Consider the following 21,233-nt stretch of genomic DNA (forward strand, 5'->3'; position numbering starts at 1 on the left):
GCCGTGCGGTCCGAATCTCATCCGGCACGCATCCACGCGTAGGAGCAGGTATCTGAAGCGAATTATCAGAGTATTTGTCCGATCGAAGACACAACAGCCGGATTTTGCCAGCGCGATTAACCTGACAACGACGCGCGGCCACCTCCGCAGGGGCCGCAGGCCTTGAACTGCGAAGGCAACGCTAAAATCGCTATCGGTATTCGGCAAAGCGCCGGGGCGCGGCTAATCTGCAGGCCAATAGGATGGATCTCGCACCCGCGCGAAGTGCTCAGGCATTTTGTCGCAGTGACCAATAATTCGGTGCAGTTGCACGCTTCGGCGGAGATCGCCCACGCCACTGGTCGTTCCGTGCAATCTCCAATTGGTAGCGCCGAGATTCGGATTCAGTAATTTTGAGCCTTTGAGGATTCTGATTTGGGCGCCGTCTCCTACCTCGACCGCTATTCCCTGCTTCGGTCGCGCGACAGCGAGTTCGCGCGCGACCGCTTGTTCGCAGCGTATGGCGCCGATCGGTTCGAGACGCATGACTGCGAGTTCGGTATCCAGGCCAATCTTGCCCGCTTGAGTTCGATCGGCCTCGCCTTTTGCGCCTACGATGGTGCAGCGTCACTGTCCTTTCCGAGATCACAGATCCTCCGCCAGTTCTTCTCCATTCAGGGAGCCGCGGGCTTCAGGACCAACGGACATAGCCGGCCGATCGGGGCCTGGAGCCCGATGATCTGCGGCGACGCCAGGCTCGATCTCGACTTTGCGCCGGGCTACCGGCAACTGGTGCTGAGGATGGATGCCGCCGCACTGGAGCGTCTGGCGAAGAGCCTGGTCGGCGACGACAGCAGCACGAAGCTGCATTTCGTCGACGGCAAGGCCGATCCGGCGATGATGGCGCATGTGCGCCAGGACGTCTTCAGATTTGCCGAGGAGCTGGAACGGTTCGGGCAGGATTACGCGCCCATAGCCATCGCCGAGCTCGAGCGGGCGCTGATGGTGCGAATTCTTCTGGCGCATCCGCACAGCTTCACGGACCGGCTTCACCGCGCGCCGCCCGGCGCCAATCGGAGTGTGGTCGATCTCGTGGAGTCCTATGTCGCGGCGCATTGGGACGAACCGCTCGATCTGGAAAAGATCGCCGAGATCGCCAATGTGAGCGTGCGGACGATTTTCCGCGAATTCTCCAATGCCGGACGGGGATCGCCCGGCCAGTTCGCGCGGCGCATTCGGCTCGATCGCGCGGCGGAGCTATTGCGACGACCCGACGACCAAACCAGCGTGCTGGCCGTGGCGTTCAAATGCGGCTTCCAGAACCTTGGCCGCTTCGCAGCCGAATATCGGCGGGTCATCGGTGAGCTGCCATCCGAGACGTTGAAGAATGCGAGACGCAGGCAGTAAGAGACCGGTGCGCTCAACGGCGGCGCCGCGCTGCGAATGAGCAACGCGTCGTCTTGAACGGCGCGAAAGCTGAGTACGCCCTCAACCCTTTCCCATCGCCGCGATGGCGTCCGCGATCTCGATCGTGCGCCGTGCCATGTCGGCGTGCAGGCGCTCCACCATCGCCCCATCCAACCGGATCGCGCCGCGCGAGACGTTCTCGGGCAGTTCGAACGCCGCGATGATTTTTCGCGCGCGGGCGACCTCCTCTTCGGGCGGGGTGAAGATCGCGTTGCAGGCGTCGATCTGCGAGGGGTGGATCAGCGTCTTGCCGTCGAAACCGAGATCGCGGCCTTGCGCGCATTCGGTGGCAAAACCGTCGGGATTGGCGATGTCGCTGTAGGGGCCGTCGAGGATTTCGAGGCCATGGGCGCGCGTCGCCAGGATGCAGTGGGTGATCATCGGGATCATCGCGGCGCGACCGGGCAGCATCCTGATGCGCGTCTCGCGCGAGATGTCGTTCGGACCGAACACGAAACCGGCGAGGCGCCGCGATGGATCGCGCCCCGCCTCGGCCAGCTCTTCGGCATGCAGCACGGCGCGCGCAGTCTCGATCATGGCCCAGACCTTCACGGTGGGCGCGGCGCCAAGCGCGGCGAGCTTCCCGCCGATCGCATCGAGATCCTCGACGCTTGAAACTTTTGGAACCAGGATGCCATCGGGCGAGACCTTGGCGGCCATGGCGACGTCGTCGGCCCACCAGGGCGTGTCGAGACCGTTGGTCCGGATCAAAATCTCGCGCTTGCCAAAACCCTTGGCGGCGATTGCGGCGGCGATGCCGTCGCGCGCCACCGCCTTGGCATCGGGGGCGACGGAGTCTTCCAGGTCCAGGATCAGGCCGTCGGCGGCAAGATTGAGCGCCTTTTCCAGCGCGCGGGGATTGGAGCCGGGCATGAACAAATGGCTGCGGCGCGGACGGGTCATGCAAGCGTTCCTTCCGGTTTCCTCAAACGGGCTCTCGACCGGAGCCGATAGCATCTGGCCTGCCTGTTCGAAAGGCTTGTTCGCCCCGGCGGTATATGATTAGGCATAGGCCATGATGACATTCCCGAAGCATTTGCTGGAAGGCTATCAGGCCTTCGCCACCCAGCGGCTGCCGACCGAGCAGAGCCGCTACCGCGAGCTCTCCGTGAAGGGGCAGTTTCCGGAAGTGATGGTGATCGGCTGCTGCGACAGCCGCGTCTCGCCCGAGGTGATCTTCGACGTCGGCCCCGGCGAGTTGTTCGTGGTCCGCAACATCGCCAACCTAGTTCCGGTGTATCAGCCCGACGGCAACGCGCACGGCGTCTCGGCCGCGCTGGAATACGCAGTGACGGTGCTGAAGGTGAAGCACATCGTGGTGCTCGGCCACGCGCAATGCGGCGGCATCCGCGCCTTCGTCGACAAGATCGAGCCGCTCACGCCCGGCGACTTCATCGGCAAATGGATGCAGATGTTCATCAAGCCCGGCGAAGTGGTCGAGCAGCGCGACCACGAGACCATGGCGCAATTCGTCGAGCGCATCGAGAAGGCCGCGGTGTTCCGCAGCCTGGAAAACCTGATGACGTTCCCGTTCGTGCGCAAGGCGGTCGACAGCGGCCAGATGCAGACCCACGGCGCCTATTTCGGCGTCGCGGAGGGATCGCTGTTCGTGCTCGACAAGGCGAGCAAGGAATTCAAGAACGCGCGCGAGGGCGAATAGCGAATGGCGAGTAGCGAATGGAAAGCCCCACTCGCCATTCGCTACTCCCCATTCGCCTATCTTACGCCGCCTTCTTCTTCGCGCTGATCAGCTTGCGGTTGATCAGGACTTCCGCGATCTGGATCGCGTTGAGGGCTGCGCCCTTGCGGAGGTTGTCGGACACGCACCACAGCACGAGGCCGTTCTCCACCGTCGCGTCCTCGCGGATGCGGCTGATATAGGTGGCGTCCTCGCCGGCCGCTTCGTACGGCGTGGCGTAGCCGCCGGGCTCGTGCTTATCGATGACGAGGCACCCGGGCGCCTTGCGCAGGATGTCGCGCGCTTCATCCGGGGTGATCGGATTCTCGAACTCGATGTTGACCGCTTCGGAATGGCCGACGAAGACAGGCACGCGCACACAGGTCGCGGTGAGCTTGATTTTGGGATCAAGGATCTTCTTGGTCTCCATCATCATCTTCCACTCTTCCTTGGTGTAGCCGTCCTCCATGAAGACGTCGATCTGGGGGATGATGTTGAAGGCGATGCGCGCGGGAAACTTCTTATTGACGATCTCGCTGTTGGTGTAGACGGCCTTGGTCTGCGAGAACAGCTCGTCCATCGCGTCCTTGCCGGCGCCCGACACCGATTGATAGGTCGAGACCACGACACGCTTGATCGTCGCCTTGTCGTGCAGCGGCTTCAGTGCGACCACGAGCTGCGCGGTCGAGCAGTTCGGGTTGGCGATGATGTTCTTCTTCTTGAAGCCGGCCGTCGCATCCGCGTTCACTTCGGGAACGATCAGCGGCACGTCCGGGTCCATGCGCCAGGCCGAGGAATTGTCGATCACGACAGTGCCGGCGGCGCCGATCTTCGGCGACCATTCCTTCGACACCTCGCCGCCGGCCGACATCAGGCAGATGTCGACATCGGAGAAGTCGTAATGCTCGAGCGCCTTGCACTTCAGGGTCCGGTCGCCATAGGAGACTTCGACGCCGACGCTGCGGCGTGAGGCCAGGGCCACGACCTCGTCCGCGGGGAATTTGCGCTCGTCGAGAATGTTGAGCATTTCCCGTCCGACATTGCCGGTCGCGCCGACGACTGCGACTTTGTAACCCATCGTTCACTCTCCGATGAAATAGCCCGTTCCCGAAGCTGACGCTTAAACAGGAAGAGCAGCGCTTCTATGCGAGAACCAGCCGCAAGACAACGTTGGACCATGCCTGAGGGACGTGGATGCAGTCGCTCGAGGCCGGCACGGCCGCAATCCCCACCCGGACCAGTCTCTATCTGACGCTGGCAGCCTTCGCCGACGAGGTGATCGGTACGCTGGCGCGCCTGATTGCCTATGTGGGGACGCTCGCTTTGTTTGCCATCCTCGCCCTCGCTGCGCTCGGCCAGCTGCCCGAACTGCGCGACGGCGAGCCGGCGCTGAAGCCGGGCTGGAGCACGGCCGACCGATCGCACCCGGCCTTCGTTTTGAGCCGGATCAATTCATCAGAAAAAACAGCCTCTTACACCATCCTTCGGCATCCTGAAGGCGGCCGCAAGGACGTCATGCGCTGGACGAGTGCGGCGGACCAGCCGCTGGCCGAGCTCGAAATCTATCGGGAAGGGGGCGAATTCGACGTGGCCCGTCCTGTCGCGATGGACCTCGCCGTCCAGATGGGCCTCGGGGCGGGCACCCCGCTCGAGCAAGCCGGTCTGATCGAGACGAAATTCGGCCCCGTCGCCCTGTTCCGGCCGATCGGCACGGACAAGGGGACGCCGGCCTGCCTCGGCTACCTCAAGCGCAACGAGGCGCCGGGCTTGCAAATCTCCGGCTTCTCCTGCCAGGGCGATACAATGCCCGCCCGGCGTGCGGCGATCGCCTGCACGCTGAACCGGCTGACGCAGCTCGCCTCGGGCAACGAGCCGAAGCTGGCGGAATTGTTCGCCCGCGCCGAGCTGAAGCGCCGTGCTTGCGACCCCGCGGGCTCGCCGGACTGGCTGCTGGGCGCGGCGAATGCGCAGTTGCGCGGGGCGCTTTGACCCGTATCAAGCTCAAGTAGCTGGTATTGATGCAACTTTTGCCAGGGCGCACGATTATTCCAAGCTGGTGTGACCCAATAGACCTAGTTGCGCTCACCCCGGCCGGGCTAGTATGGGGATGAAATCGACTGGCGGCCTGCCGCCTGAAGGGGACGTGATGAGCTCGAAATTCTCTGCCAAATTGGCGACCATGCTTGCAGCGGGCGCCGTGATTGCAACGTCCCTCGTGACGCCCGCCTCGGCCGACAACAAGACCAAGCGCTATGACGAGCGCGGCCGGCATTATTACGGCCCGAGCGGCCCCAACGCCGTCTACCAGCAGGGCCGCACCCGCATCTATGTCAGCAAGCGCTCCTGGCTCGACGGCGGCACCGAAGTCAATCCGGGCGACCGCAAATTCTCCGACTACGCCTTCCCGCCGGCCGTGGGCTATCCGTCCTTCGCGCGCGAAAACCTCAACCGTCCGATTGATCGCCAGCCGCTCAGCCCGCCGCAGGATGTCGGCGGCTATCCGCAGAATTTCCCGCTGTACTGAGGCGGACGTTGCGACCGAATCAAAAGGCCGGGCTCACGCCCGGCCTTTTGTTTTATGAGATTCTATAGGTGAATCAGCTGGGCGGATTGCGCGGGGTCGTCCGTCAGCAGGGCGACGCCCGCAATCCCTGCAGAGACCAGGCCGATCCCACGCAAGTCGCTGACAACGAGGCAATTCGCCTCTGGAAGTTCGGGGGCGCGTGAGCCGCCTGTCCTATCTCGTCGGCGCCATCCTCCGACGCGCTCGCCAGAACAGACCCGGCCTACGGGATCAAGCGAGCCTCCCGCAGGCGCTTGAATAGAACGAAGAAGGCGTCGTCCGTCGGTTGGTAGGCGGTGAAGCCAAGCCGTCGACTCTTCGACATATCGGTCACGACTTCGATCGGCCGACCGAGATCGGCATCCGTGTGCCAAGGCGACGAAAGGCGATCGAGATCTGGCTCGGCCAGCCCTTCTCGCTCCGAAATGCGCCGCCAAACGGGAGCATCGTGCTTCATCTGCTCTTCGAGTGGCAGGATGCTGCCATCGAATGGCCCTGGCTCCAGGCCAAACCAGTTGGCGATCTGTCCCCACATCCATCTCCAGCGGAAAACGTCGCCATTCACGACATTGAACGCCTGGTTCGCAGCGCCGGGCGCCCCAGTCGCCCACAGGAGATGACGGGCGAGCAGCCGCGCATCGGTCATATCGGTAAGACAATCCCACTGCGCTTGCGAACCAGGAAAGCGGAAGGCCCGACCGGTCTCGCGGCAGATCGTGGCGTAAACGGCCAACGTCGTCCCCATGTTCATCGCGTTGCCGACGGCCTTACCGATCACGGTGTGCGGCCGATGGATGCTCCAGGAGAAGCCGTCACGCTCGGCAGCCGCGAACACCTCGTCCTCCTGCGCATAATAGAAGTTGGCAATGTCGAGTCGGCCTTGATCCTCGCGAAATGGCGTCTGCGGCAGCGAGCCCTTCCCATAGGCTTCGAAAGGCCCGAGATAGTGCTTCAGACCCGTCACCAGCGCGACATGGCGCGGCGTCCGGCCCGAGTTGCTAAGGCCATCCAGCAGATTGCGGACCATGACCGAGTTCACCCGGATGTTCTCGGCTTCGCTGTCCTGACGGAGCCAACTGGTGATGAACACCGCGTCGACCTGCAACCCCTTTAACGCTGCCACCGTCGCGACCGGGTCCTGAAGATCGACCGCGATCGGCCTGACGCCGGCCTGCTCAACGGGACGACGCGCAAGACCATGCACAGTCCATCCATCTTCCGCCAGAAGCGCCGCAATTGCGTTTCCGACAATCCCGCTCACGCCCACGACCAACGCGTTCCCTGTCATCCTGAGCTCCTCTCGTAAGCTTGGTAATTAGAGAGCCTTGTCGAGCGTTCTAGACGGCACCATTTGGGGACATAGACACCACGAGGTAACCAGCATGAAGGAAGGCACGCCGGACGACGAGTGGCGGGAGGATTGTGCGCCGCGACGCGTACTAGAAGTTTTCTCGACGAAATGGACCAGCATGATTCTCCATGTTCTCCATGTCCGATTGGATGGTGCCGCTCGCACTGGCGTACTCCAGCGCAGCATTCCTGGCATCTCCAAGAAGATGCTGACCCAGACGCTGAGGGAGATGGAAGGCAGCGGCCTCCGTCATGTCAGAGGCACGATACCCCCGGCGGTGGCGTATAGGCTGACGCCGCTTGGGACGCGCTTCGTTGAACCGATCGAACTCCTCTACAGCTGGGGCCGCGGTAACGCCGATGCCCTGGACGCCCTTGTCAGCCGGCCAACCTCTCGTCGCTTGTCCGATCGGGAGAGGGTACAGACTGATAAGGGCCGCGAAATCTGAAGGGGCTGCGACATATTTCGGACGCTGGCTCGGACAGGAGCCGGATCGATGTCCTTCAGCGACGCGCGAATAGTCCTGCGCCAGCAGCGGCAACCAAGAGCAATGCACTCTGGACGCGACGCGGACCAAAGCGATCCAACAGTATGCCTGACCCACCCTACGATTCAGCGACCGGAGCAAAATCCGGGTCGTAACGCGCGCAAAATTGCTCGATCGCCTCCGAGCGGAAATCGCCGAGGCGCTCGAAGATGAGTTCGTCCGGCCAATCCCACCAGGCGATGCGGCGCAGGCTGTCCGCGACTGGAGCAGGAAAGCGCTGGCGGATGGGGCGCGCGGGAACGCCGCCGACGATCGTGTAGGGCTCGACATCGCGGCTGACGACCGCGCCCGCGGCAATCACCGCGCCGTCGCCGACGGTGACGCCCGGCAGCAAGATCGCGGCGTGCCCGATCCAGACATCATTGCCGACGATCACCCGGTCGCCGCGACGGTCCGCGAAGAAGTCGCGGTCGCGCGTCACGCCGGCCTCGTAATATTCCGGGCAATAGGTGAAGCGATGCTGCGACGGCCGTCCCATCGGATGATTGGGCGCACCGATCCGCACCGAATTGGCGATGGCCGTGAACTTTCCGATTTCCGCGTCGGCGACCTCGCAATTCTCGCCGAGATAGGAGTAGTCGCCGAGCGAGGCATATTCGATGCGGGTGTTTGCGAGAATTTCGCAGCGCCGCCCGATCTGCGCCTCGCGCTGGCGCACCGTGTCATGGATGATAGTTTCCGCGATCTTGGGGCGGGGCGAGGCATCCATGAGGTGGCTCCGAGAGCAGGTGCCGTAGGGTGGGCAAAGGCGCGAAGCGCCGTGCCCACCATCTCGCGGCAATCGCGATAGAAGCGGTGGGCACGCTAGCGCTTTGCCCACCCTACGATAGCGGTGCGTCTGCCTACGCGTGCAGCTTCTGCAATCCCTTCAGGATCGCTTCGCCCATCTGCGTGGTCGAGGCGGCAATGGTGCCCTCCGACTTGATGTCGGCGGTGCGCAGGCCGCTGGCGAGCACCGCGGCGATCGCTGCATCGACCTTGTCGGCGAGCGCGCCCATGTCGAAGGAATAGCGAAGCGCCATGCCGAAGGACGAGATCATCGCGATCGGATTGGCGAGACCCTGGCCTGCGATATCAGGCGCCGAGCCGTGCACCGGCTCGTACAACGCCTTGCGCTTCTTGCTCTTGACGTCGACCTCGCCGAGCGAGGCCGACGGCAGCATGCCGAGCGAGCCGGTCAGCATCGCGGCGATGTCGGACAGCATGTCGCCGAACAGATTGTCGGTGACGATGACGTCGAACTGCTTCGGCGCCTTCACCAGCATCATGCCGCCGGAATCGGCGAGCTGGTGCTCGAGCGTGACGTCAGGGTATTCGCGCTTGTGGACCTGGGTCATGACCTCGTTCCAGAGCACGCCCGACTTCATGACGTTGCGCTTCTCCATCGACGTCACCTTGTTCTTGCGCTTCCGGGCAAGCTCGAAGGCGACGCGGCCGATGCGCTCGATCTCATAGGTGTCGTAGACCTGGGTATCGATGGCGCGCTTCTGGCCGTTGCCGAGATCGGTGATGGTCTTGGGCTCGCCGAAATAGACGCCGCCGGTGAGCTCGCGCACGATCATGATGTCGAGGCCTTCGACCGCCTCACGCTTCAGGCTGGAGGCATCGGCCAGCGCCGGATAGCACACCGCGGGACGCAGGTTGGCAAACAAAGCCAGATCCTTGCGCAGGCGCAGCAGGCCGGCTTCCGGGCGCACCTCGTAAGGCACCGCGTCCCATTTCGGACCACCGACCGCGCCGAAGATGATGGCATCGGCGGCAAGCGCCTTGGCCATGTCGCCCTCGGAGATCGACACCTTGTGCGCATCATAGGCGGAGCCGCCGACGAGGCCGGTGTCGGTCTCGAACTTGGCGATCCCGGCCGAATTGAGCCAGTCGATCAGCCGCTTCACCTCGCCCATCACCTCGGGGCCGATACCGTCGCCGGGAAGCAGCAGCAGATTGTGGGTCGCCATAGTCGATTTCCTTCTCAATCCTCTGTCGTCATTCCGGGGCGCGAGCAAAGCGAGCGAGCCCGGAATCCATCGGGCCACGGCGCAAGCGGAAAAATGGATTCCGGGCTCGCGCCAAAGGGGGCGCGCCCCGGAATGACGATCGGCCGGATTGCTAGAGCGGCGTTGCGTGCTTGGCAAGACACCATTGCCGCGGCGCGGCTGTGCAAGGCGGGCGGGGCCTGCCACAGTGCAGGACGCCGGAGTACCCCCTTGCACGCAACTGACCCGCCCCCGCCCGACGCGCATCCCGCGCGGCTGATCCTGACGCTGTCGCTGGCGGCCACCGTCGGGCTCGGCATCGGCCGCTTTGCCTATGCCCTGGTGCTGCCGGACATGCGGGAGGACCTCGGCTGGTCCTACTCGGCGGCCGGATTCATGAACACCATCAACGCCGTCGGCTATCTCGTCGGCGCGCTCGTGGCCTCGCGCCTGATCCAGCGCGTCGGCTGGGCGGCCGCGATCCGCGGCGGAACTGTGGCCTGCGTCGCGGCGCTCGCCGTTTGCGCGCTGACGGGGAATTTCGTCGCGCTGAGCCTGGCACGCCTCGTGCTGGGCCTCGGCGCCGCGGCCGGGTTCGTCGCCGGGGGCGCGCTCGCGGCGACCATCGCCCAGTCGCGCCCCGAGCGGGCCAACTTCCTGCTCAGCCTGTTCTATGCCGGGCCCGGCATCGGCATTCTGTCCTCCGGGCTGATCGCCCCGTTCACGCTGCAATATTTCGGGCCCGGCTCATGGTGGATCGTGTGGTGGGCGCTGACGCTGCTGTCCGTCACGATGACGATCCCGCTGTTCCTGATCCGCATCGAGAGCAGCGTCCGCTTCTCCGAGGGCAGCCGCGCGTCGTTCGCGGTTTTCCCCGTGCTGATCTATCTCGCCGGCTACTTCCTGTTCGGCGCCGGCTACATCGCCTACATGACCTTCATGATCGCCTATGTGCGCGACGGCGGCGGAGGGGCCACGGCGCAGGCCGCGTTCTGGGGCCTGATCGGCCTGTCCGCTTTCGTGACACCCTGGGCCTGGCGCGGCGTGCTGGCGCTCGATCGCGGCGGATTGGCTACCGCCATCATCCTCGGCACCAACGCGCTCGGTGCGGCGCTGCCGATGCTCGGACATTCGCCGGCATGGCTCGCGGTCTCGGCGATCGTGTTCGGCGTCGCCTTCTTCGCCGTGGTCGGCTCGACCACCGCCTTCGTGCGCTTCAACTATCCGCCGGCGATGTGGCCGACCGCGATCGCGGCGATGACGATCTCGTTCGGCGTCGGCCAGACGCTCGGGCCGATCGTGGTCGGCGCGATCACCGACGCGCTGGGGAGCTTGAGCTACGCGCTCAATGTATCGGCGGCATTGCTGGCGCTGGGGGCGGTCGCGGCGTTGTGCCAGCGGAAGGTAGGGCCGAAAGCGGCGAATAGCGAATAGCGAGTGGCGAATGCGTTGACCTATTCGCCATTCCCCATTCGCTATTCGCCCTCTCAGCTCCCGCTGAACGAATTATACCCCTGGTCTTCCCAGTAGCCGCCCTTGTAGTCGTTCGTGACTTCCATCGAGACGACGTATTTCGGGTTCTTGAAGCCAAGCTTTGTCGGCACGCGGATCTTCATCGGGAAGCCGTAGGCGCGCGGCAGAATCTCGTTGGCGTATTTGAACGTCATCTGGGTCTGCGGATGCAACGCGCTGCGCATGTCCAGAGGCGAATTGTAGCCGTCCTTGTCGGCGCACTGGAACCAGACGTATTTGGCGCGCGTGTCGGCACCGATCAGCTTGAGGAAATCGCGCAAGGGCGTGCCGGTCCAGCTGCCGATCGCGCTCCAGCCCTCGACGCAGATGTGGCGGGTGATCTGCGTGACCTCAGGCAATTTGTAGAGTTCGTCCAGCGTCCAGGACTTCTTGTTCTCGACCAGGCCGCGGACCTCGAGCTTCCAGTCCTTGCCGTCGATATCGGGTGCATCGTCGAGATCGTAATAGGCATTGAACGGAAACGGCTTCGTGATCGCGCTCTCGGGAAAGGTCGGCGCCAGCGCATCGGGATTGAAGATGAAGGCCTGCACCGCGTCGTTGAATTTCGAGATCTGGGCCAACATGTTTTCAGCCGAGGACGAATCGACCACGTCGCAGCCGGTGAGCAGCGTCAGCGCGCCCAGGCTGGCGCCGCCCGCGATGAAGCGGCGGCGGGTCACGTCGGGCATGGTCTTGATGGAGTCCTTGATCAGCAGCCGCTTGTCGACGCCGGGGATCAGGAATGAACGCTTTGCCATCACTTGCTCCCTTAACGGCCGATGATCATGGCGCGCAGGCTCTTCGGCACCAGCAGCGCGAGCAGGACGTGAACGACGAGAAAGGCGCAGATCGCGGCCATGCAGAAGAAGTGGACATAGCGTGCGGTCGGATAGTCGCCGAACAGCATCACCAGCCAATGCAGTTGCACCGGTTTCCACATCCCGAGGCCCGACAGCACGATCAGCACGCCGACCACGATGATGCCGGCATAGAGCAGGCGCTGCACGTAATTGTAGACGGTGAGGTCGTCATGGCCGAGCTTGAAGGTCAGCGCAGCCCTGACGTCGTGAAGCACGCCCGACGCGGTGATTGGAAACAGCTTCTTGCGGAAGCGGCCGGTGGCGAATCCGGTGACGAGATAGGCGAGGCCGTTGATCATCAACAGCCACATCGCCGCGAAGTGCCAGAGCAGCCCGCCGCCGAGCCAGCCGCCGAGCGTGTACTCGCGCGGGAAGCTGAAGCCGAACAGCGGCGAGGCGTTGTAGATCTGCCAGCCCGACAGGATCATCAGGATCATGGCCAACGCATTGACCCAGTGCATGACGCGGACCCAGGCCGGCTGGATCACTTTGGCCAGGGCGGCACTGACCTGCTCGTCGGAAACTGTGAGGCTCGCCATGATGGTTCCGTCCTGGGGATCGTGTGTTGGCAATTATACGCCGGGCCGCCGGCTTTCGTTACGCCCTTATCAGCCATTGAACCGATGCCGTCAGGCTATGGTGGTCACAAAAAGGCGAGCCGGGCATCCCCGGCTCGCCGTTTCGAAGCATCCCGTCGGGATGAAACAGGAGCGTGCGGCGTTACGACGCCGGCATCAGCACGGTGTCGACCACGTGGATGACGCCGTTCGACTGGTTGACGTTGGGGATCGTCACCATCGAGGTGCCGCCCTTGGCATCGACAATCCAGACCTTGCCGTCCTGCTTCTTCACCGTCAGTTCCTCGCCTTCGGCGGTCTTCAGCTTCTTGCCGTCGGTGAGGTCGGAGGCCTCCAGCTTGCCGGGGACGACATGGTAAGTGAGGATCTTGGTCAACGTCGCCTTGTTCTCGGGCTTGACCAGATTGTCGACGGTGCCGGCCGGCAACTTGCCGAAGGCGGCGTTGGTCGGCGCGAAAACGGTGAAAGGACCCTTGCCTTCCAGCGTCGGCACCAGGCCGGCCGCCTTCACCGCCGCCACCAGCGTGGTGTGGTCCTTCGAATTGACCGCGTTCTGCACGATGTTCTTGGACGGGAACATCGCGGCGCCGCCGACCATGACGGTCTTCTCCTCGGCGCGGGCAGGCGCGACGACGGTCGCGGTGATGGCCATGGCGCTGAAGGCGGCGGCAGCGAGATAGGCAATGCGCTTCGACATGGAAGGTCTCCCGATTGAATTGTAACCGGCGATGGCCGGTCTTGAGTTGGGGTAACAACGGCAGCTGCGACCTTTTGGCGTGAAGCAGCAGCGCCGTCGTTGCACCGAACTACGGGAGGGTTCACCGTGCGGTTTCGGAGAAAAATTCTTTGTGATGCGTGAAACTATGGAGTGGCGAATTCGTGGGGTGCGTGAACGTCCCACACTGTCGTCCCGGACAAGCACAGCGCAGATCCGGGACGACGAGGGAAGATTGCCGCGCGGTCGTCGCGCCTCAGTCCCTGTTGTTCGGCGTCTGGATGAATCCGCGATTATGCGTGGGACTGATCAGCACCTCGTTGATGCAAACTCTGGCCGGCATGCTCGCGATGAACGCGATGGTGCGGCCGAGGTCTTCGGATTGCAGCATCTTCGCCTGCTCCTCATCGCTCGGCACCACCGGGCGCAGCTTCAAGATGGGCGTCGCCACCTCGCCCGGCATCAGGCAGCAGGCGCGCAGGCCGTTGACGCATTCGTCCATGTTGAAGGAATGGGTCAGCGCCAGCACCGCATGTTTGGTGGTGGTGTAGGCCGGGCCCGGCATCTTCGACACATGGCGGCCGGCCCAGGACGAGACGTTGATGATCGCGCCGTCCTGCTGCTTGCGCATGGTCGGCAGCACCGCGCGCATGCAATAGAGCACGCCGTTGAGATTGACCTGGACCAGTTGGTCCCAGCCTTCCAGTTCCATGTCCTTCCAACTGCGCTTGGGGACATTGATACCGGCATTGTTGACCAGGAGGTCGATGCGGCCGTGCTTTGCAACAATCTGGTCGGCCGCCTTTTGGGCTTCGGCAGCATTGGACACGTCGAGGGCGATGGCCTCCGCCGACCCGCCGGCCCCGGTAATCTTCGCCACGACGGCATCCAGGGCGTCCTTCCGCCGGCCCGACACCACCACCGTCCAGCCGTCGGCAGCCAGCGCCTCGGCGCCGGCCTCCCCGATCCCGCTGCCGCCACCCGTGACCCAGGCCACGCGTTTCCCGTTTTTTGACATGCAAACTGTCTCCGTTGCTTCATCGGGGCGGTTTTTGCTAATCCAGCCCTCGGTTTGACCGGCCTTCGCCGGTGAGGAATGTTGCATGAACCCAGCTGCCAACGCCAATTTGTTTTCCCGCCTGTTCGACGGCCTCGACAACCCTGCGCGCCTTGCGATCGAGACGCATGACAGCGGCCATATCAGCTATGGCGATCTGATCGCGCGGGCCGGGCAGATGGCGAATGTGCTGGTCGCGCGCGGCGTGAAGCCGGGCGATCGCGTCGCGGTGCAAGTCGAAAAGTCCGTCGCCAATATCGTGCTGTATCTCGGCACTGTGAGGGCCGGCGCGGTCTATCTGCCGCTCAACACCGCCTATACGCTCAACGAGCTCGACTACTTCATCGGCGACGCCGAGCCCTCGCTGGTGGTGTGCGATCCCTCAAAGGCCGAGGGCCTCGCCCCGATCGCCGCCAAGGTGAAAGCCAAGATCGAGACGCTCGGAGCCGACGGCAAAGGCTCGCTGACGGAAGCCGCCGACAAGGCGAGCCCCGAATTCGCGACCGTGGCGCGCGCAAACGACGATCTCGCCGCGATCCTCTACACCTCGGGCACGACAGGGCGCTCCAAGGGCGCGATGCTGACGCATGACAATTTGGCGTCCAATTCGCTCTCGCTCGTCGGCTACTGGCGTTTCACCGACAAGGACGTGCTGATCCACGCACTGCCGATCTATCATACGCACGGCCTGTTCGTGGCGACCAACGTGACGCTGTTCGCACGCGCCTCGATGATCTTCCTGCCGAAACTCGACCCGGATTTGATCATCAAGCTGATGGCGCGGGCCACGGTGTTGATGGGCGTGCCGACCTTCTACACGCGGCTTCTGCAGAATTCCGCGCTATCGCGCGACACCACGAAGCACATGCGGCTGTTCATCTCGGGTTCGGCGCCGCTGCTGGCGGAGACCCATCGCGAATGGTCGGCGCGGACGGGCCACGCCGTGCTCGAGCGCTACGGCATGACCGAGACCAACATGAACACGTCGAATCCCTATGACGGCGAGCGCGTGCCCGGCGCAGTCGGCTTTCCCTTGCCCGGCGTCTCCGTGCGCGTGACCGAGCCCGAGACCGGCAAGGAGCTGCCGCGCGAGGAGATCGGCATGATCGAGGTCAAGGGCCCGAACGTCTTCAAGGGCTATTGGCGCATGCCGGAGAAGACCAAGTCCGAATTCCGCGACGACGGCTTCTTCATCACCGGCGACCTCGGCAAGATCGACGGCAAGGGCTACGTCCACATTCTCGGCCGCGGCAAGGATCTCGTGATCTCGGGCGGCTTCAACGTCTACCCCAAGGAGATCGAGAGCGAGATCGACGCCATGCCGGGCGTGGTGGAATCCGCGGTGATCGGCGTGCCGCATGCCGATTTTGGCGAAGGCGTTACGGCGGTGCTGGTCTGCAACAAGGGCGCCGATGTCACTGAAGCCGCCGTGCTGCACGCGCTCGACGGGCGGATCGCGAAGTTCAAGATGCCCAAGCGCGTCTTCGTCGTCGACGAACTGCCGCGCAACACGATGGGCAAGGTGCAGAAGAACGTGCTGCGCGATACGTACAAGGACATTTACGCGAAAAAATAGGGGCGATCGCTCCGGGGGATGGGGGACATGAACCGAGAGCAAGCCAAGAAGATACACAAGCACCTACTCGATGCAGCCGCCGCATTCCGGCGAGCGGAGGCCGCGATCGTCGAGGTTGGCGATGACGGCAGAAGGCTATTTGCAGAACCGCTCGTAACGGCAGTTTTCCATTTGCAATTCGAGCTTCTGCGACTGATCTACAAGCGATTTCCCGACCTTGAACCGCCGGGACCGCCTGCCACCATCCACAGCAGACTTCGGTGGGAAGACGCTTCACTTCCGTCCTCTGTGCTGGAGACCGATTTGGATCGCGTCATTTTCTCTGTCATGGAGCCACGATGGCAGAAGGTGGCAATGGTCCTGTACCGCGCGGTTGAGAGGGTCGAAAAAGAAGAAGCGCTAGCGGCTCCTGTCGATTTTGAGGTCTTTGCAGCCCGCATTCAGGCGTTGGTCGATTCCGATCTTCTGGAAGCGCAAGGCAATCTTCAAATGTGGGGCCACAGCGAAGTGAGATTGAAGGACGGGGCGGTCAATTAGTGTCCGCCGACCAAGCTCAGCACGAATCGGCTGCCAACGACAAATAGATAGCAGCCGAACGCCACCTCCAGCGTCCGCTTCGACATCGCATGCGCGGCCCGCACGCCCAACGGCGCGGTGACGAGGCTCATCGGCATCACCAGCACCGCGCCGATCAACGAGACGTAGCCGAGCGCGAACGGCACTTGCAGCGCTGCGACGGCCGGATAGTTCGCCGCCGCCGGCCAGCCGGCATAGATGTAGCCGAGCGCGCCGGGGATCGAGATCAAGACTGCCAGCGCCGACGAGGTCGCCACCGCCTGATGGATCGGACGGCCGTAGAACGTCATCAGCAGATTCGAGAACAGGCCGCCGCCGATGCCCATCAGGGTCGAGAGGATGCCGACACAGAAGCCGTAGGCGCGCATCAGCGGGCCCTTCGGCAGGTCGTCGCCGAACTTCCAGCCTTCGCGCGCGAAGATGAGTCTCGCGGCCGCGGACCAGGCGACGCAGACGAACACGATCTTGAACAGCCGCTCCGGCGCGTAGCGCGCGACGACGCTCCCGGCGACGACGCCGATCACGATCGGCAACCACCACGCGCGCAGGATCGACAAATCGACGGCGCCGCGCTTGTAATGCGCCTGGAACGAGCGGATCGAGGTCGGGATGATCACCGCGAGCGAAGTGCCGATGCAAAGCGGCATACGCACCTCCAGCGGCACGCCGGCGATGCGAAAGCATTCGTAGAACACCGGCACGAGAATCGCGCCGCCGCCGATGCCGAACACGCCGGCCAGGAATCCCGAAAGCGCGCCGGTTGCGATCAGCAACAGCGCGAGCTCGGCGATGTCCTTGATATCAAGTCCTGCAATCACCCCTGACCTGCCCCGGCGACTGGTCGCAACTTCTCCGAGATGCGGGTTCGAAGACAGCTGCGTTCCCAGCTTTAGGCGATCTGATTGGTCCGGTCGACGCTCGGAGCGTTCCGGCTGGGGTGGAATGCGGGCCGCGCATATCCGCGGCCGCAGCGGACAGAGCCGGCGTGCGGGGACCGGGTCGCCCTCTGCCTTGGAGAGGGCCGATCGGGCCGCATGGACCAACCGGAGCGAGCGCCAAGCGCCGAACGGCGGGTTAGAGGCGTTCCAATAGTGATTTCAACGCGTCTCACACGCTCCTAAAATAATGAATCGAGATTCGATATTTAGTTGGCGGACCGACGCTCTGGTATACCAAGCCCCTGATTGGCCTTGTTTCATCAAGGCCCTAGAGCTGAACCACCGTTCGATTTATGTCAATTTGGAGATTGCGCAGGCCAAATCGACTCCGTAAATAGAGCCGACCTTTCCGATCCCCGCGCGCCCCTGCCGGGCCGCCATAAAACATCAAAGCCCATGACCGCACGGATCGAACGACCCCTTTCGCCGCACATGCAAGTGTACCGCTGGACGCTGACGATGGCCCTGTCCATCATCCATCGCGCCACCGGTATTGCCCTCTATTTCGGAACCCTGCTGCTGGTCTGGTGGCTGGTTGCCGCGGCTTCCGGCCCTACCGCCTACGCGCACGTCCAGGCCTTCGCTGGCAGCATCATCGGGCGGCTGATCGTGTTCGGCTACACTTGGGCGCTGATGCACCATATGCTCAGCGGCATCCGGCATTTCATCTGGGACCTCGGCTACGGCTTCAAGGCCAATGAGCGGGAAGCGCTGACCTGGGGCGCCCTGATCGGCGGCATCGCGCTGACGGTGCTGATCTGGATCGTCGCCTATGCGAACGGAGGTGGCCGATGAGCGCATCCGATACGCCGAAGCGCAGCCTGCGCACCCCGCTCGGCCGCGTCCGCAATCTCGGTGCCGCCCATTCCGGCACGTCCGATTTCTGGCGCCAGCGCATCACCGGCGTCGCCATGACGCTGCTGATGATCCCGGCGCTGGTGATCATCGTGATGCTGCTCGGCCGCAACCAGGTCTACGTTGCGCAGACCCTGAGCTCCATTCCCGTCGCGGTGATCCTGCTCCTCTTCATTTTCGCCAGCGCCTGGCACATGAAGATCGGCATGCAAGTGGTGATCGAGGACTACGTCCATAACGAGAAGCTGAAGCTCGTCTCGGTCATGCTCAACAACTTCTTCTCGGTCGCCGTGGCGCTCGCCTCGACCTACGCGATCCTGAAACTTTCCTCCGGAGTGTAACCCATGGCCACCGAGACCAATGGCAAGGGCAACGGCGCTCCCGCCACGAACGGAAAAGCCTATCCGATCGAAGACCACACCTATGACGTCGTCGTGGTCGGTGCCGGCGGCGCGGGACTGCGCGCCGTGGTCGGCTGCAGCGAAGCGGGCCTGAAGACAGCCTGCATCACCAAGGTGTTTCCGACCCGCTCGCACACGGTCGCGGCACAGGGCGGCATCTCCGCCTCGCTCGGCAACATGCACAAGGACGACTGGCGCTGGCATATGTACGACACCGTGAAGGGGTCGGACTGGCTCGGCGACCAGGACGCGATCGAATACATGGTGCGCAACGCGCCCGACGCGGTCTACGAGCTCGAGCATTGGGGCGTACCATTCTCGCGCACCGAGGACGGCAAGATCTACCAGCGCCCGTTCGGCGGCATGACCATGGACTTCGGCAAGGGCCAGGCGCAGCGCACCTGCGCCGCCGCCGACCGCACCGGTCACGCCATGCTGCACACGATGTACGGCCAGTCGCTGCGCCACGCCGCCGAATTCTTCATCGAGTTCTTCGCCATCGACCTGATCATGGACGACCAGGGCACCTGCCGCGGCGTCATCGCGCTCAAGCTCGACGACGGCACGCTGCACCGCTTCCGCGCCCAGACCGTGATCCTGGCGACGGGCGGCTACGGCCGCGCCTACGCCTCCTGCACCTCGGCCCATACCTGCACCGGCGACGGCGGCGGCATGGTGCTGCGCGCCGGCCTGCCGATGCAGGACATGGAGTTCGTGCAGTTCCACCCGACCGGCATCTACGGCTCGGGCTGTCTCGTCACCGAGGGCGCGCGCGGCGAAGGCGGCTATCTCGTCAACTCCGAGGGCGAGCGCTTCATGGAGCGCTATGCGCCGTCGGCCAAGGACCTCGCTTCGCGTGACGTCGTCTCGCGCGCGATGACCATCGAGATCCGCGAGGGACGCGGCGTCGGCAAGAAGAAGGATCACATCTTCCTGCATCTGGATCATCTCGATCCCGCGGTGCTGGCCGAGCGGCTACCGGGCATCTCCGAATCCGCAAAGATCTTCGCCAATGTCGATGTGACGCGCGAGCCGATCCCGATCGTGCCGACCGTGCACTACAACATGGGCGGTATCCCGACCAACTATCATGGCGAAGTGCTGACCAAGAAGGACGGTGACGACAACGCCATCATCCCCGGCCTGATGGCGATCGGCGAAGCCGCCTGCGTCTCGGTGCACGGCGCCAATCGCCTCGGCTCCAACTCGCTGATTGATCTCGTCGTGTTCGGCCGCGCCGCGGCGCTCCGTCTCGCCGAGAAGCTGACGCCGAACGCCAAGCAGCCCGAGCTGCCGGCGAACTCGTCGGATCTCGCGCTGGGTCGCCTCGACCATTACCGCTACGCTTCCGGCGGTACGCCGACCGCGAAGCTGCGCGAAGGCATGCAGAACGTGATGCAGACCAATTGCGCGGTGTTCCGCACCGGCGAAGTCCTGAGCGAAGGCCAGAACCTGATCGCGAAGGTCCACAGCGGCATCACCGACATCGCCGTGTCCGACCGCTCGCTGGTGTGGAATTCCGACCTGGTCGAAACGCTGGAATTCGACAATCTGATCTCGCAGGCGGTGGTGACGATGAACTCGGCCGCCAACCGCACCGAGAGCCGCGGCGCGCATGCGCGCGAGGACTTCTCCGACCGCGACGACAAGAACTGGATGAAGCACACGCTGGCCTGGCTGGAGGACTCCGGCAAGGTCAAGATCGAGTATCGCCCGGTTCACGACTACACCATGACCAACGACGTGCAGTACATCCCGCCCAAGGCGCGCGTTTACTAAGCGACGCGCGTGTACTGATCGAACAGCGAAGGCCTTATCGAGATGGTTGAATTCGCACTTCCGAAGAACTCCAAGATCACCGGCGGCAAGACCTGGCCGAAGCCCGCGGGCGCGACCGAGACCCGCGAGTTTCGCGTCTATCGCTGGAACCCGGACGACGGCAAGAATCCGAGCGTCGACACCTATTACGTCGACACCAATGATTGCGGTCCGATGGTGCTGGACGGCCTGATCTGGATCAAGAACCACATCGACCCGTCGCTGACCTTCCGCCGCTCCTGCCGCGAAGGCGTCTGCGGCTCCTGCGCCATGAACATCGACGGCCAGAACACGCTGGCCTGTACCCGCTCGATGCACGACGTGAAGGACGGCGCGGTGAAGATCAATCCGCTGCCGCACCAGCCGGTCGTGAAGGACCTCGTCCCCGACCTCACCAATTTCTACGCGCAATATGCCTCGGTCGAGCCGTGGCTGAAGACGACCTCGCCGACGCCGCAGAAGGAATGGCGTCAGACCCACGAGGATCGCGAGAAGCTCGACGGCCTCTACGAGTGCATCCTGTGCGCCTGCTGCTCGACCTCGTGCCCGAGCTATTGGTGGAACAGCGAACGTTATCTCGGTCCCGCCGCGCTGCTCCAGGCCAACCGCTGGGTATCCGATTCGCGCGACGAGGCGACCGGCGAGCGGCTCGACGATCTCGAGGATCCGTTCCGCCTCTACCGCTGCCACACGATCATGAACTGCGCCAAGGCCTGCCCGAAGGGACTGAACCCGGCCGAGGCCATCGCCGAGCTCAAGCTCAAGATGGTCGAACGCCAGATCTGATCA

22 protein-coding genes are annotated in these 21,233 nt (G+C 63.7%); 12 read left to right on the forward strand and 10 right to left on the reverse strand.

Annotation, left to right across the window (positions count from 1 at the left end; translation table 11 throughout):
- Nucleotides 1-414 precede the first annotated feature (414 nt).
- Nucleotides 415-1,386, forward strand: coding sequence for an AraC family transcriptional regulator (locus tag IVB24_RS01890; RefSeq protein ID WP_247771885.1), 972 nt, complete (start codon nt 415-417; stop codon nt 1,384-1,386).
- An 81-nt stretch (nt 1,387-1,467) separates the two neighbouring features.
- Here the strand turns inward: IVB24_RS01890 and IVB24_RS01895 are convergent, their stop codons facing one another.
- On the reverse strand, nt 1,468-2,349 hold the full coding sequence (locus IVB24_RS01895; protein ID WP_247771886.1) for a CoA ester lyase: 882 nt from the start codon (nt 2,347-2,349) through the stop codon (nt 1,468-1,470).
- Nucleotides 2,350-2,461: 112 nt separating this feature from the next.
- Here IVB24_RS01895 and IVB24_RS01900 point away from each other — a divergent pair, with 112 nt between their 5' ends.
- Nucleotides 2,462-3,106 carry a carbonic anhydrase gene (locus IVB24_RS01900; RefSeq protein ID WP_094972703.1) on the forward strand — a complete coding sequence of 215 codons (645 nt, stop codon included), beginning with the start codon at nt 2,462-2,464 and terminating at the stop codon, nt 3,104-3,106.
- 61 nt (nt 3,107-3,167) lie between these two features.
- Here the strand turns inward: IVB24_RS01900 and IVB24_RS01905 are convergent, their stop codons facing one another.
- Nucleotides 3,168-4,202 (reverse strand): aspartate-semialdehyde dehydrogenase, encoded by a 1,035-nt coding sequence (locus IVB24_RS01905; protein ID WP_140481882.1) that lies wholly within the window; start codon nt 4,200-4,202, stop codon nt 3,168-3,170.
- Nucleotides 4,203-4,318: 116 nt separating this feature from the next.
- Between IVB24_RS01905 and IVB24_RS01910 the strand changes: the two genes are divergently transcribed.
- Nucleotides 4,319-5,113, forward strand: coding sequence for a hypothetical protein (locus IVB24_RS01910; RefSeq protein ID WP_247771887.1), 795 nt, complete (start codon nt 4,319-4,321; stop codon nt 5,111-5,113).
- 112 nt (nt 5,114-5,225) lie between these two features.
- Nucleotides 5,226-5,648 carry a hypothetical protein gene (locus IVB24_RS01915; protein WP_106947165.1) on the forward strand — a complete coding sequence of 141 codons (423 nt, stop codon included), beginning with the start codon at nt 5,226-5,228 and terminating at the stop codon, nt 5,646-5,648.
- A gap of 262 nt (nt 5,649-5,910) precedes the next feature.
- Here the strand turns inward: IVB24_RS01915 and IVB24_RS01920 are convergent, their stop codons facing one another.
- Nucleotides 5,911-6,975 carry an SDR family oxidoreductase gene (locus IVB24_RS01920; RefSeq protein WP_247771888.1) on the reverse strand — a complete coding sequence of 355 codons (1,065 nt, stop codon included), beginning with the start codon at nt 6,973-6,975 and terminating at the stop codon, nt 5,911-5,913.
- 94 nt (nt 6,976-7,069) lie between these two features.
- On the opposite strand from IVB24_RS01920, the gene IVB24_RS01925 reads away from it, so the two are divergent.
- Nucleotides 7,070-7,486 (forward strand): helix-turn-helix domain-containing protein, encoded by a 417-nt coding sequence (locus IVB24_RS01925; protein WP_247771889.1) that lies wholly within the window; start codon nt 7,070-7,072, stop codon nt 7,484-7,486.
- A gap of 157 nt (nt 7,487-7,643) precedes the next feature.
- Here IVB24_RS01925 and IVB24_RS01930 read toward each other — a convergent pair whose 3' ends face one another.
- Nucleotides 7,644-8,294 carry a DapH/DapD/GlmU-related protein gene (locus tag IVB24_RS01930; RefSeq protein WP_247771890.1) on the reverse strand — a complete coding sequence of 217 codons (651 nt, stop codon included), beginning with the start codon at nt 8,292-8,294 and terminating at the stop codon, nt 7,644-7,646.
- Nucleotides 8,295-8,427: 133 nt separating this feature from the next.
- Nucleotides 8,428-9,540: a 3-isopropylmalate dehydrogenase gene (gene leuB / locus IVB24_RS01935; protein ID WP_247771891.1), complete on the reverse strand. Its 1,113-nt coding sequence runs from the start codon at nt 9,538-9,540 to the stop codon at nt 8,428-8,430.
- A gap of 249 nt (nt 9,541-9,789) precedes the next feature.
- On the opposite strand from leuB, the gene IVB24_RS01940 reads away from it, so the two are divergent.
- Entirely contained in the window at nt 9,790-10,992 is a 1,203-nt protein-coding gene (locus tag IVB24_RS01940; RefSeq protein ID WP_247771892.1) for a YbfB/YjiJ family MFS transporter, read from the forward strand.
- Nucleotides 10,993-11,045: 53 nt separating this feature from the next.
- On the opposite strand, the gene IVB24_RS01945 is transcribed toward IVB24_RS01940, so the two are convergent.
- The 4 genes from IVB24_RS01945 to IVB24_RS01960 all read right to left on the reverse strand — a co-directional run bounded on the left by IVB24_RS01945 (nt 11,046) and on the right by IVB24_RS01960 (nt 14,241).
- Nucleotides 11,046-11,828 (reverse strand): molybdopterin-binding protein, encoded by a 783-nt coding sequence (locus IVB24_RS01945; protein ID WP_094972696.1) that lies wholly within the window; start codon nt 11,826-11,828, stop codon nt 11,046-11,048.
- An 11-nt stretch (nt 11,829-11,839) separates the two neighbouring features.
- The gene (locus tag IVB24_RS01950) at nt 11,840-12,469 is read right to left on the reverse strand and encodes a cytochrome b/b6 domain-containing protein (protein WP_247771893.1); all 630 of its coding nucleotides are present in this window, start codon (nt 12,467-12,469) and stop codon (nt 11,840-11,842) included.
- Nucleotides 12,470-12,650: 181 nt separating this feature from the next.
- On the reverse strand, nt 12,651-13,205 hold the full coding sequence (locus IVB24_RS01955; protein WP_094972694.1) for a fasciclin domain-containing protein: 555 nt from the start codon (nt 13,203-13,205) through the stop codon (nt 12,651-12,653).
- 274 nt (nt 13,206-13,479) lie between these two features.
- The gene (locus IVB24_RS01960) at nt 13,480-14,241 is read right to left on the reverse strand and encodes an SDR family oxidoreductase (protein WP_247771894.1); all 762 of its coding nucleotides are present in this window, start codon (nt 14,239-14,241) and stop codon (nt 13,480-13,482) included.
- 85 nt (nt 14,242-14,326) lie between these two features.
- On the opposite strand from IVB24_RS01960, the gene IVB24_RS01965 reads away from it, so the two are divergent.
- Nucleotides 14,327-15,856, forward strand: coding sequence for a malonyl-CoA synthase (locus tag IVB24_RS01965; protein WP_247771895.1), 1,530 nt, complete (start codon nt 14,327-14,329; stop codon nt 15,854-15,856).
- A gap of 27 nt (nt 15,857-15,883) precedes the next feature.
- A complete protein-coding gene (locus IVB24_RS01970) occupies nt 15,884-16,393 on the forward strand; it encodes a hypothetical protein (protein ID WP_247771896.1) in 510 nt (169 codons plus the stop codon).
- Here the strand turns inward: IVB24_RS01970 and IVB24_RS01975 are convergent.
- Nucleotides 16,390-17,250 (reverse strand): sulfite exporter TauE/SafE family protein, encoded by an 861-nt coding sequence (locus IVB24_RS01975; RefSeq protein ID WP_247771897.1) that lies wholly within the window; start codon nt 17,248-17,250, stop codon nt 16,390-16,392. The genes IVB24_RS01970 and IVB24_RS01975 overlap by 4 nt on opposite strands.
- Before the next feature lie 516 nt (nt 17,251-17,766).
- Between IVB24_RS01975 and sdhC the strand changes: the two genes are divergently transcribed.
- Genes sdhC through IVB24_RS01995 form a run of 4 tightly spaced genes read left to right on the forward strand, consistent with a single transcriptional unit; the run spans nt 17,767 to nt 21,230 of the window.
- Entirely contained in the window at nt 17,767-18,165 is a 399-nt protein-coding gene (gene sdhC / locus IVB24_RS01980; protein WP_094972689.1) for a succinate dehydrogenase, cytochrome b556 subunit, read from the forward strand.
- Nucleotides 18,162-18,566: a succinate dehydrogenase, hydrophobic membrane anchor protein gene (gene sdhD, locus IVB24_RS01985; protein ID WP_094890230.1), complete on the forward strand. Its 405-nt coding sequence runs from the start codon at nt 18,162-18,164 to the stop codon at nt 18,564-18,566. The genes sdhC and sdhD overlap by 4 nt, the downstream gene beginning before the upstream one ends.
- 3 nt (nt 18,567-18,569) lie before the next feature.
- Nucleotides 18,570-20,405, forward strand: a complete 1,836-nt coding sequence (sdhA, locus tag IVB24_RS01990) for a succinate dehydrogenase flavoprotein subunit (protein ID WP_094972688.1) — start codon at nt 18,570-18,572, stop codon at nt 20,403-20,405.
- Nucleotides 20,406-20,447: 42 nt separating this feature from the next.
- Nucleotides 20,448-21,230, forward strand: a complete 783-nt coding sequence (locus IVB24_RS01995) for a succinate dehydrogenase iron-sulfur subunit (protein ID WP_018318931.1) — start codon at nt 20,448-20,450, stop codon at nt 21,228-21,230.
- Nucleotides 21,231-21,233: the final 3 nt, after the last annotated feature.

It is taken from the genome of Bradyrhizobium sp. 192, assembly GCF_023100965.1.
Classification (GTDB): Bacteria; Pseudomonadota; Alphaproteobacteria; order Rhizobiales; family Xanthobacteraceae; genus Bradyrhizobium; species Bradyrhizobium symbiodeficiens.